The organism is Mycobacterium sp. IDUB_28 (genome assembly GCF_055419285.1).
The window spans coordinates 898,044-909,220 of record NZ_JBVAXK010000001.1; the positions used below are offsets into that span (position 1 = coordinate 898,044).

Annotated in this window: 7 protein-coding genes and 1 pseudogene; 2 read left to right on the forward strand and 6 right to left on the reverse strand. The window is 60.1% G+C overall.

The window, feature by feature from the left end:
- The first annotated feature begins 78 nt into the window (after positions 1-78).
- Together ACZYZ9_RS04070 and ACZYZ9_RS04075 are read left to right on the forward strand one after the other, a co-directional pair.
- Complete coding sequence (locus ACZYZ9_RS04070) at positions 79-477, forward strand: hypothetical protein (RefSeq protein ID WP_463824890.1); 399 nt, start codon at positions 79-81, stop codon at positions 475-477.
- Between the two features lie 102 nt (positions 478-579).
- On the forward strand, positions 580-1,023 hold the full coding sequence (locus ACZYZ9_RS04075; RefSeq protein WP_463824891.1) for a hypothetical protein: 444 nt from the start codon (positions 580-582) through the stop codon (positions 1,021-1,023).
- Positions 1,024-1,451: 428 nt separating this feature from the next.
- On the opposite strand, the gene ACZYZ9_RS04080 is transcribed toward ACZYZ9_RS04075, so the two are convergent.
- From ACZYZ9_RS04080 to ACZYZ9_RS04105, 6 genes and pseudogenes are all read right to left on the reverse strand, one after another.
- On the reverse strand, positions 1,452-2,084 hold the full coding sequence (locus ACZYZ9_RS04080; protein ID WP_463824892.1) for a DUF2510 domain-containing protein: 633 nt from the start codon (positions 2,082-2,084) through the stop codon (positions 1,452-1,454).
- 247 nt (positions 2,085-2,331) lie between these two features.
- Positions 2,332-5,463, reverse strand: a complete 3,132-nt coding sequence (locus ACZYZ9_RS04085) for a type I restriction endonuclease subunit R (RefSeq protein WP_463824893.1) — start codon at positions 5,461-5,463, stop codon at positions 2,332-2,334.
- Positions 5,464-5,466: 3 nt separating this feature from the next.
- Positions 5,467-6,729, reverse strand: coding sequence for a restriction endonuclease subunit S (locus ACZYZ9_RS04090; RefSeq protein WP_463824894.1), 1,263 nt, complete (start codon positions 6,727-6,729; stop codon positions 5,467-5,469).
- Positions 6,726-8,702, reverse strand: coding sequence for a type I restriction-modification system subunit M (locus ACZYZ9_RS04095; RefSeq protein ID WP_463824895.1), 1,977 nt, complete (start codon positions 8,700-8,702; stop codon positions 6,726-6,728). The genes ACZYZ9_RS04090 and ACZYZ9_RS04095 overlap by 4 nt, the downstream gene beginning before the upstream one ends.
- A gap of 122 nt (positions 8,703-8,824) precedes the next feature.
- On the reverse strand, positions 8,825-9,862 hold the full coding sequence (locus ACZYZ9_RS04100) for a hypothetical protein (protein ID WP_463824896.1): 1,038 nt from the start codon (positions 9,860-9,862) through the stop codon (positions 8,825-8,827).
- A gap of 604 nt (positions 9,863-10,466) precedes the next feature.
- Positions 10,467-11,015, reverse strand: a pseudogene (locus ACZYZ9_RS04105) (recombinase family protein); the annotation flags it as partial.
- Positions 11,016-11,177: the final 162 nt, after the last annotated feature.

Here is an 11,177-nt window from a genome sequence, read left to right on the forward strand (position 1 = left end):
CGCAGCACAAAAAAAACCTGCTCGCCTCGACCGCCCGACCCCCGGCACCAACCCAACGGGTCCTACGGAATGGATGACATGACCGACATTGCCAACTTCGACACCGACTACGTCCTTTTGCTGCGGCTGCTCCTCGCCCTGGCCAACCAAACCTTCGCCGCGCAGCATGCCCAGGCGCAGACGTTCTGCAACGTCGTAGATGAGATCGAAGCCGTCAACCCGGCAACCGGCGAGAACGCCGTGTCCGCGTTATCGAGCGCTTGGCGTTGCTCGGTCCTAGACGATGGGCCGCCCCTGCGGTGGACCCCTTTCCCGGCCACGGGAACGAATCTGAACACAACATCTATCTCGCCCACATCGACCCTTTCATCGTGCGGGGCATCGTCGCCCGCCTGGAAGCCGACCCGCTGGCCGAGTTGGACGCCAACAATGCCCGCCGCTCGCATCCCACCGGTGGGTGCCACGTGCCTGTCCTAGGGGGTGACTTCTAAGTAGCTCGAACGCCTTCTCCGACCGCACCCGGCTAACCAAACGCCTGATCCCGCAGGCACTTAAATACCAACTGAGACAGGAACGTCTATGACCTCGTACACGCCAGAGGACCACAAGAAGTATTTGTATGCCCTGAATACGCGCGATCTCAGGCGAATCTATGCGCGCATCCGCCAGATTGGCCTGGAACCAGAAGCAGAGCTGGCGATTGCGTGCTTGTTAGAACAAGCTGAGCTTCGGCTATTGGGTCTCGCTTTCTTCCGCTCGCCCTGCGAACGGACGCCGGGCAAGGCAGTCGAGATCCATTGCGGCATTTATTCGGATGGGCGGCCCGTTACGACAAGGATCGAGTGGGGAGAGAGCTACGCGACCGTCGTACACCTGCCGGACCCACTGGACGAGCCAACTCACACCGACCCGCAGGAGCTAGCCGAAGAGTTCTGGGATGGCGACGCACTGTACATGTCTCAGCTGATGCCCGGTGACCCCGATACAGAGGACGACGGTCCCGACGAGCGCGACGCCTGGTGATCTTCGAGACCCTAGGCCGTTCAACAACTCGCGCAGGGGGCATTAGGCGCTCCTGCTCGACGCCATCTTGGACAGCCTCCCTGATGAGGTCGCGGACTGCTTGTGCAAGCCGGGCGGGCGGCATCGCTCATCGGCGCAGTTCTGGCTCATCGGTGCGCTGGAAGGTGTTCTCGTCCAGCCAGTCCAAAATATCCGACCAGTGGTAAAGGACCGGGCGTCCATGCTTGATGAACCTTGGGCCGGTCCCTTTGGCAACGGTCCTGTGCGAGCGAAGCTGTTGTGGTATGGAGATAATCGGCGACTTCAGCGGGCGTCGCCAGCGCCGGTAGTTGGTCGGACATGACGGGCGATCATAGCCAGCCAGCTGGGCGTTCGGTCCGACGGACTCTCCTGCACTAGGCCCAGGCGCAAGCCGACTACAAGGCGCGCTACTGGCCGGAACTGTCGACCTTGATGATGTAGACGTCAAACAGCGGGGCGGTCGTGTGCCCACCAATCTGAGTGTCATAAGACTGCGAGCCGACTACGTCGACGTACATGGTCACCAGATCCTTCTCGACCACATCCTTGAGGATGGCCGGATCGGGTGCGTGCAGGAGGGTGTTCTGGTCATAGTCGTAACGGTTGGCGCTCTTCTGCGTGCCGGTATCGGCGCGGAAATCTGAAGTCCCGGTGGCGGGGTCGAACTGCGTAACCACGCCATAGACAATTAGCTTGCGGCCTTTTGCGGCATCGGGGTTCTTGACCAACAGGGCGTAGTCCCGCGCCGAGATCGGGTGATAATTCGAGGGATCCAAATCTTGCGGTGACGGCGGATGTGTCGATGCAGTAGTGCCTCTGTTCGTGCCGCCACTGCTACCAATAACCGCAAGAATCGCTACGCACCCACCTAGCAACAGCAACATAGTGGCACCGATAATCAGCAAGATCTTCAAGGAGGACGATTTGCGCGGTTTGGCTGGAACGGGTGGTGTGGCGAGCCATGTCCGACCGTCCCAATACCGCTGACCGCCGCCACCGTGCGGGTCCGGATACCAACCGGGTGGTGATGCTTGCGTCACAGATCCCCTCTCATCAGCTGCGCGTCAGCATACGGGGGTCGTCGGACAGGGCCATGGCTTCTGTCCCCATAACATCCTCGGGTAAGCCTCCGCGCGGGCGCATCGTCATCTGTCGGATATTGCCTCGCTCCGACTGACTCTGGCGTTGTTAGCTTCACGTACCTCACCGGCTGGAACTCCTTGCGGCGCTTGCGCTTCCCCACACTTTTCTGCAGCCGGAGCAGCAGTGCTGCGGGCAAGGAGTCGATCATGCCGTCGGCTTCAAGCCCTGATAGATGATGGGCACGAGTTCACCGAGCAGCTTCGAAGACAACTCGGGGTTGTTGAGGATCTGCGTGGACAAGTCTTCAGAGGAGGCCATCGCACCGATCACCGCGCTGACGAACTCGTTCTTCAGGTCCGGGCTGGCCGAAAATTGGGCCAGCGTGTTGTTCTCAGCCTGCTGTTGCAGCGTTTCGCTCTCTTCGAGCCGGTCCTTGATGTGGGTGACGACGTTGCGCACGCTGGAATCGGGGTGCTCGCCGGAGAACAGGTCATTGATCTGAGCGATGACTTGCTCTAGGGCGACCAGCTCGGGATCGCGGGCCGTTCCGGTGCCCCCGGCCTTCGCCGGTTCGAGCATCACCCCACCGGCAAGCTTCCCATCCGTGGACTGCCCGGCGTGCTGGGCCAGGTAGTCGAAGTCGACGCCAGACAGGTCGATCTCGTGGTGGAGCTGCTCGCTGGCGATCATGGGCGCGAGGTGGCGTAGGTAGATCGAGAGCTTCTCGATGGCGGGGTCTTCGTAGTTGACGATTTGAGACAGGAAGTCGTACTGGCGCAGGAACGTGCCGATGTCCTTGCGGAAAATGTCTAGCTCTTCTAGGGCCAGGCTGTCGCCGTGGTCGCGAGCCTGGCGCTCCCGGTCCCGAAACACGTCCCGTGCTGGCTTGATCCACTTGTTGAGTGCCTCGTGGCCTTTACCGGGCTGCTGGGCGTACTTGAAGTAGTCCACGACCAGACCGTTGACCTCGGACTCTTGGTAGATCCCGGCGGCATCAAGCTTGTTGACCGTCTGGTGCACGATGTTGGGATCGGTGACATCGGCCAGGGTGGTGGCTTCGTAGTAAGGCTCGAAGGCCTCCACAATGTCTTCGGCGGCGTTGGCGAAGTCCAGGACGAAGGTCTGGTCCTTGCCCGGCGCAGTCCGGTTGAGCCGCGACAGGGTCTGCACCGCCGCCACGCCCGACAGGCGTTTGTCGACGTACATCGCGACCAGCAGCGGTTGATCGAATCCAGTTTGAAACTTGTTGGCCACCAACATCACCTGGTACTCGTCTGTGGCGAACGCATCGCGGAGATCGCGACCCTTCAAACTGGGATTCATCAGGGGCGATGTTTCGGTGACCTTCTCCAACCCGGAATCGGTATCGGTGACCTCGCCGGAGAACGCCACCAGGGCCGCGATGTTGGTGTACTTGCGCTTGTCGATGTACTTGTCGAAGGCCAGCTTGTAGCGCACTGCCGCCTTGCGCGAGGAAGTGACCACCATGGCCTTGGCCTTGCCGTCGAGCCGCCACGCGACGTTGTCGCGGAAATGCTCGATGATGATGGCGACCTTTTGGCTGATGTTGGTGGGGTGCAGCTTGACCCAATTCATCACCGACTTGATCGCCGCGCTCTTGTCCACCAAGCCTTCGGTGGGTTCGCCGGAGACCTGGATGGTTCCGGAAGCGGCGGTGTCCTCGGTCTGGAAGGTCTGCCCGTGGTGGGTGAGCCGAAAGGCGGTCTTGTAGGGGGTGTAGTTGCGCAGCACGTCGAGGATGAACCCCTCGTCGATGGCCTGCTGCATCGAGTACAGGTGGAACGGATGTGGCTTGTCGGTGATGCCGGACTTATGGCCGAACAGCTCTAGAGTCTTGGCCTTGGGGGTGGCAGTAAATGCGAAGAAGGACAGGTTCTTCGACTCCGCCCGAGCGGCCATCTCCGCCGCCAACACGTCTTCTGCATCGACTGAGCCGCCGTCGGCGAGTTCGTCAAGCTCCGTGGCGGTCAGGGCCGCTTTAAGCCGCTTGGAGGCTTCCCCCGCCTGGGACGAATGCGCTTCGTCGGCGATGATCGCGAAGTTCTTGCCTTTGAGGTCGGCTTGCTCCTGAATCAGTTGCAGGGCGTAGGGGAAGGTCTGGATGGTGACGATGATGATCTTGGTCCCACCGGTCAGCGCTTCCGCCAGCTCTTGAGACTTGGCACCGCCTAAACCGGCGATGTGGGCGACTACCCCTGGGGTGCGGTCGATCTGGCGGATTGCTTCCTGCAACTGGGCATCGAGCACGTTGCGGTCGGTGATCACGATGACCGAATCGAACACGGGCTTGTTGGCGTCGTCGTGCAGCACCGAAAGTCGGTGCGCCAACCACGAAATCGAGTTGGTCTTGCCCGATCCGGCGGAATGCTGAATCAGGTAGCGCTGACCCGGACCCTTACTGTGCGCGTCGGCGACCAAACGAGTGACCACGTCCCACTGGTGGTAGCGCGGGAAAAGCATGGTCTGGGTGCGAGTCTTCTTATTCGTGACGGGGTCAATCTTCTCGTCGATCTGCAGGTGCAAGAAGCGCCCGAGGATGTCCAGCCAGGTGTCACGGTTCAGGATCTGCTGCCACAGATAGGCCGTGGGCGAGCCGTGAGGGTTGGCCGGGTTTCCGGCATGGCCGTGATCGCCTCGGTTGAACGGCAGAAATATGGTGTCTTTGCCCGCCAGCTTGGTAGTCATCTGCACCTCGGAGTTCGACACCGCGAAGTGCACTAATGCCCGAGAACCGAACTGCAGCAGCGGTTCACCCTTAGGCAGCCGGTGGTTCTTGTACTGCAGCACCGCATCCGTGACGTTCTGGACGCTCAGGTCGGTCTTCAGCTCTGCTGTGGCTACAGGGATGCCGTTGACGAAGAACGCAAGGTCGATGCTGTTCGCGTGTTGAGTCGAGTAGTGGACCTGCCGCATCACCCGCAAACGGACTGCCTCGTAACGCTTTTTGCTGGTCTCGTTCAAAGTGGTGTTGGGCTGGAACTGACACATTTGAAACTGCGCGTTGAGGTCTTTGAAACCCCGACGCAGCACCGACAATGTCCCACCGTTCGCCTTCGGATCGGCTCCCAGCTGCTTCACCAGTGTCGCTAAAACTCCCGCCCTGGCCTTGGTCAACGCCTCTCCGGTTAGTTCCGGCTTGACCCGCTTGGCCAACTGCTCCGGCAGCGTATCCGCCAGCCAACCGAACACGTCCTCCGGGAACAACGCCAACTCACGGTCGTAACCCGCATCAGTTGGCGAGTACAGCCAGCCATGCTCGGCCAGGTGCGCGCAGATCTCACCCTCAAATGAGGACTCGTGGTGCTGCTGCGACATGTCCTACGCCGTCCCTCGCACGTCGATCTTGCCGGTCACCGCGTCTGTGATCAGCGCGGACCGATACTCGCGCATTGTGCTGATGAGAAATGTTGCCTTATCGATAAGGGCATCGATGGCGGCTGTCTTCGTGCTGATCTGCGAGACAATCGCTTTCTGTTCCTCCAACGGCGGCAACGGGATGCGGATTGCCGCCGCGTCCGCTTGGTAGATAGTCTTATGTGTAGAACCCATCATTAATGCGGAGAAATAGCCCTGCATCGCACGGAAGATGAACATCAAGTACTCAGGAAGCAGTCGCGGTCCGCACACCCAATTCCAGAAATCCTGACTGGTTGCCATCGGTCTGGGCATGATGCCAGAAAACCCGACTGACGCAGTCCGCGACAACACCACCGTCCCTCCTGGCAGCAACTCTGCTGCCGAATTAGCCAGGCCCAAATCGCTTATATGGTCTGATGTTTCGCCGAGGTAAGTTCGCAGACCATCGCGCAACTGCCATACATCGGCAAGTGTGAACCACGGGATGGTGGTGTTTTCCCAGTATTGGGCCACCGACCGGCTGGGTGTATGCCCTGTCTTCATCGTGGCCACGCGGCGAATGTTGAGCACCGTCCAGTGAACAGGTACCTCGCTTACCCACCCCAGGCCGCATTGCTTCAGGGGCCAGGATGAGTCACAGCCATGCGCCACAAGATTGATCAGCTGCGCCTGACGGTCCTCGCGCAGGGTGGCGATGAGCTGCTCCTGCTTGTCGATCAACGCATCGATCTTCGCGGTCTCAGAGTCGAGGAAGCTTGCAATGCTTTCTTGCTCTTTGAGAGACGGCGTAGGAATCCGAAGGTTCCCAATGACATCGGCGGCAATGCCCGGTTGCGCAGCAGCCTGGGAGTATTGACCGAGATTCATAATGCCTAGCACATAGGCAAGCCACCGGGGGCTGACGGCAGCTACCGGCGTTGTCACGATTGCATGCTCAGAGGCCCAGTACTTTCCAGAGACTAGGTGGATGTTCCCGCACAGCGCCCCTTGGCGTCCGATCAACACCCGTTCGCCCTGGTGTGTGTAGGCAAAAGTGAAGCCTCTCAGCCCGTTACCGCCATAGACGGGGTAGTCACCTGAATCGTGAATCGAATCCGACGTTATCGAGTCCCCGTTGCGCATCGTTGCCAGCAGTTTGAGCGGCTTGGCTGACCAACCGGCGGGGTAATTGTCGAGCCGTGAAACACCTTCCTTTGTGTATGCCGGGTACACGGGCCAGTTCATACTCCGACCTCAGCGAGCATGGCCTGGATCTCACCGACCAGGATGCGGAGATCCTTCTGAATCTCCTCCAACGGCCTCGGCGGCGTGTACCGGTAGAAGTGACGGGTGAAGGGGATCTCGTAGCCGATTTTGGACTTGGTGTGGTCGATCCAGGCATCGGGTACGTGCGACAAGACCTCACGGGCGAAGTACTCCTGGATGTCCTGGGTGAGGGGCACGTTTTCGGTGTCGCGAAGTGCTGGGTTGGGTTCGGGGTTGCCTTTGGTGTCGGTGACGATGGTGGCGGTCTCATCGTGTTCGCCGATGGTGGACCAGATCGTCTTGATCAGTGGGGCAGGCGGTTTGGTTAACCCCGGCTTGCGGAGCGCGTCTTTGAGTTCGGTAATGAACTCATCGCGGTCCTTCCACTCCCACCCGACTAGCCTGGTCAGAGCAGTGCGGATCGCCTCTCGCTCAACGGGCTTGAGCTTGTCGATGCTCTTCTGAGCTAGCACTTCCTCGACTTTGTCCTCTGTGGGGGTGAACCGCAGTTGCAGGGGGCGTTCGACGGTGATGGTGGAGTAGCCGAACTCCTCACCGTTGAAGACCTTCGACAGGGCGGGGTGTTCGTCGCTGCCGTGTTCGTTGCGGAAGCTGTCGTACAGGTGGCATATCCGCTCAATGTCCTTGGGCCGCAGCTCTTTGCGCTTCGAACCGAGGGACTTACGCAGCTTGCCGAACATCTCCACACCGTTGATGAGCTGGACTTTGTCCTTGCGCTTAGCGGGCTTGTTGTTGTCCAAAATCCAAATATAGGTCGCGATTCCGGTGTTGTAGAACATGTCAGTCGGCAATGCGATGATCGCGTCCAGTAGGTCGTTCTCGATGATCCACTGCCGGATGTTGGACTCGCCAGACCCTGCTCCTCCGGTGAAGAGTGGGGAGCCGTTGAGGACGATGGCCAGGCGGCTGCCGCCTTCACCGTTCTTGACGGGTTGCATTTTGGAGATCAGGTGCATCAGGAACAGTAAGGATCCGTCGGAGACGCGGGGCAGGCCTGGGCCGAATCGTCCTGCGAATCCACGCTGTTCGTGTTCGTCAGTCACCTTCTTCTGCTGACTGTTCCAGGCAACCCCGAACGGCGGGTTTGACAGGAGGAAGTCGAAGTGCTGAGTGCGGAATCCGTCATCAGTGAGGGTGTCGCCGAGGTAGATGTTGTCGATGTCCTGGCCTTTGATGATCATGTCGGACTTGCAGAGGGCGTAGGAGCGAGGATTGATGTCCTGGCCGTACAGCACTGGTCGCGCTTTGGGGTTCATCTCGACGAGGTGGTCGTAGGCGGTGGAGAGCATGCCGCCGGTACCGGCAGCCGGGTCGTAGATGGTGCGCACGGTGCCCGGCTTCGTAAGCGCGTCGTCTTGGGTGGAGAACAGGATGTCGACCATCAGGGCGATGACTTCGCGCGGGGTGAAGTGATCGCCAGCCTGGGTGGAGTTGGATTCGGCGAACTTGCGGATCAGTTCTTCGAAGATGTAGCCCATGTCGTGCTGGGTGACGACCTTGGGGTGCAAGTCGACGGCTGCGAAGGCCTTGACGATCAGGTAGAGCCGGTCGGATTTGGCCAGGTTGGCGATCTCGTCGAGCATCTTGTAACCGTCAAACACGTCACGCACGTTCGGGGAAAAATGCTCGATGTAGTCAACTACGTTGTCCGCCACGCCGTCCGGGTCGCTGATCAGGGACGCGAAACTCCACTTCGAAGTGTTGTAGAAGGGCAACTTGAACTTGGCTTTCAACAACACGCTGGGGTCCACCTTGGTCGCCGCGATGTTGTTGTACTCCGCCAGCACCTCGTCCTTGGTCGGTTCCAAGATGCAGTCCAAGCGGCGCAGGATGGTGAACGGTAGGATCACGTCGCCGTACTGGTTCGGTTGATACGGCCCGCGCAGCAGGTCAGCGATCTTCCAGATCAGGTTGGCGTTGGTCTGAGCCATGGTGTCGGTTTGCTCCCCGGTTCGAAATGTTGAGTCAGCTGAAAGCTACCCCGAACCTCGAACGATGCACCCAAAGACGCGGAAACCCCTTTACGTGAGCGTCGCGAGCGCGTCTAGCGTATTCACTCTGGGTCGGGAACGCGCTGCGGATCTTCGTCGTTTTCTCGTGCCCACCTGACGCCGGTCTCGTCGTTGAACTCGATCTTGACGATGGGAGATGTATTGGGCGGCAACATGTACAAAGCAACCGCGGACTCGTCCGGAGCCAGGCCCGAAGGAAACCCGTCAGCCATGTGCGCGACTAGCACATCCTGAAATCTCGGCTGGATGGTTGGTCGCAGCGCACTGCTGGCCATTGAGGCGGTGCCAGCGCCAAGTATCGGCCTTAAGCCGCCGGACAATGCGTCACCGATGACACGAGCCATCGCCTCTTCGATTGAAATCATGTCCTTCGAGCGCACAACGCTATTGGCCACTATGTTGCCCGAAGAGTCCAACGCCGACACATCCACCACCAGCCCGGTGACGGGGCCGACACTATGGTTATGGACCTTCACTCGCCACGCCCCCGTGCCCAGCAGACTGACCGACATCCGATACGTCATGATTTTCCGAGCTTGGTCCGCCTTGTTGCTGCGGATGATTACCTTGCCTAGATCTAGGCCCGCGAGATCGTGCTCGATCGCATCCCTTACCTTGAACTGCAGGTCTTCGACGCCGGAGTACTCGCCAAGGAGCGCGTCTCCGCTGAGTTGTTTCTTGAAGTCGTTCAACCGCATCAGTTCCTCGGGTTTTGTGTCCCGAGGCAGCGGTTCCGTCGAGAAATACACATGAACCGGCTTGCCTGCGCGATGTGCTCGAAGAATCTCGTGGGCTGTACCCGACACGGCTTCGTCCGTCGCCGTCCCAAGGTAGGCGTTGAAGACAGCGATGACCACGTCGCACGCATCAACCGCTTGGCGGTCGATGATTGCTTGCGCCGAGCCACCCAACTCGGGAATGGCATGCAACTCCCACCGCCACGGCGCTAGTTGAATTTGCTCTCGTTCGGCCCTCGCACTATTCCAACCGTGAAGGGCCTTTTCGACCGCATCTCGCTCCCGGCCAGTATCGCCGGGGGAAGCTATCAACACTTTCAGCACATGGGCGTCAAACCCCATCATCGACTCCTGACGTGTGTTCGGATGCCGCTCCTCACGCGAATCGGCGTTAGATCAGGAATACACCTGGGTACTGACAGACTGGGCGTTGTTTCATCAAAGCTCAATTCGAGTGGCATCCTCGGCTCGAAGTCGAGACAGATCTAGCGACGCCGTTAGGCGAGGATTGGCACATCCTCGGAGAAGTAGCGGTACACGGGTGGCCCGGGAGACTCCCAGCATCTTTCCCATGTCGGTCGCGGCGATACCTTTGCCCCCGAGGTTGCGCGCCTTGGTGGGGGCGGCGTCATGGACCTTGCGGGGGCGACCACGCTTGCGCGCCCATTAGCAGCAGCCGCTGCGAGTCCGGCGCGGGTCCGCTCGATCACCAGTCGCCCTGCTTGCGGTCGGCCACCTTGCGGTCAAGCTTGGTGAAGTGCGAGCGAGTACCGGGATATCCCGGTTCGCTATGTGCGCCATGGAGGTTGCGCATCCGCTCGGCAACCGCCTCCGGTGTGCGCTTTAGACGGCGTGCCAGGAGATCCACGAGGCGGTGTGAGGCATCGAGAGGTTCTCCGTGCTGGCGGTACAGGTGGTCCACGGCGACGACGTCGGCCTCGGGCCATCGCATGTTGTAGATGGTCGCCCGGCTGACGCCGTACTCGCGCGCCAGCGCTGAGGCCGACTCACCTTCATCCAGCCGCCGGTCTATGGCGGCGGCCTGTTCGGCGCTCAACGTCGGCTTGCGGCCCCGGTAAACCCCCTTGGTCTTGGCGATGGCGATGCCCTCGCGCTGGCGTTCAAGTAGAAGGGCACGTTCGAACTCTGCGACCGCTCCCATGACCGACAACATCAGCGTCGCGCACGGATCAGTGGTGTCGCCAAAGGTCAGGCCCTCCTTCACGAAGCGGACTCGTACCCCCTTGGCTGTCAGCTCATCGACGGTGCGGCGAAGGTCAACCAACGACCGGGCCAGCCGGTCCATGCTGTGCACCACCAGCTCGTCGCCCTTGCGGACGTGCTTGATCATCGCCTGAAGTTGGGGCCGCTTAGTGTCCTTGCCGCTGGCGTGGTCGGTGAACACCTCGTCCAGTTCTATGCCGTCGAGCTGACGGTCGGTGTTCTGGTCGGCGGTGCTCACCCGCACATAGCCGACGATCTGACCTTTGCCCATTCATACCCCTGTCTGCCTATTTGAACTCTCAGAACTATTTTAGACACTGCCTATCAATCCGGCAACGACCCTACTTAGACGATCGGGTGGCGTCCGTAATCCGGTGTAAATGGTCCTTCGGAGCTTCTGGCTTCGGTGGGTGATGTTACGCCGTTGCGCTGA

Coding starts and splice junctions, on each gene's coding strand:
- ACZYZ9_RS04070 (WP_463824890.1), top strand. CDS start 79: ATGACCGACATTGCCAACTTCGACACCGACTACGTCCTTTTGCTGCGG.
- ACZYZ9_RS04075 (WP_463824891.1), top strand. CDS start 580: ATGACCTCGTACACGCCAGAGGACCACAAGAAGTATTTGTATGCCCTG.
- ACZYZ9_RS04085 (WP_463824893.1), bottom strand. CDS start 5,463: ATGTCGCAGCAGCACCACGAGTCCTCATTTGAGGGTGAGATCTGCGCG.
- ACZYZ9_RS04090 (WP_463824894.1), bottom strand. CDS start 6,729: ATGAACTGGCCCGTGTACCCGGCATACACAAAGGAAGGTGTTTCACGG.
- ACZYZ9_RS04095 (WP_463824895.1), bottom strand. CDS start 8,702: ATGGCTCAGACCAACGCCAACCTGATCTGGAAGATCGCTGACCTGCTG.
- ACZYZ9_RS04100 (WP_463824896.1), bottom strand. CDS start 9,862: ATGGGGTTTGACGCCCATGTGCTGAAAGTGTTGATAGCTTCCCCCGGC.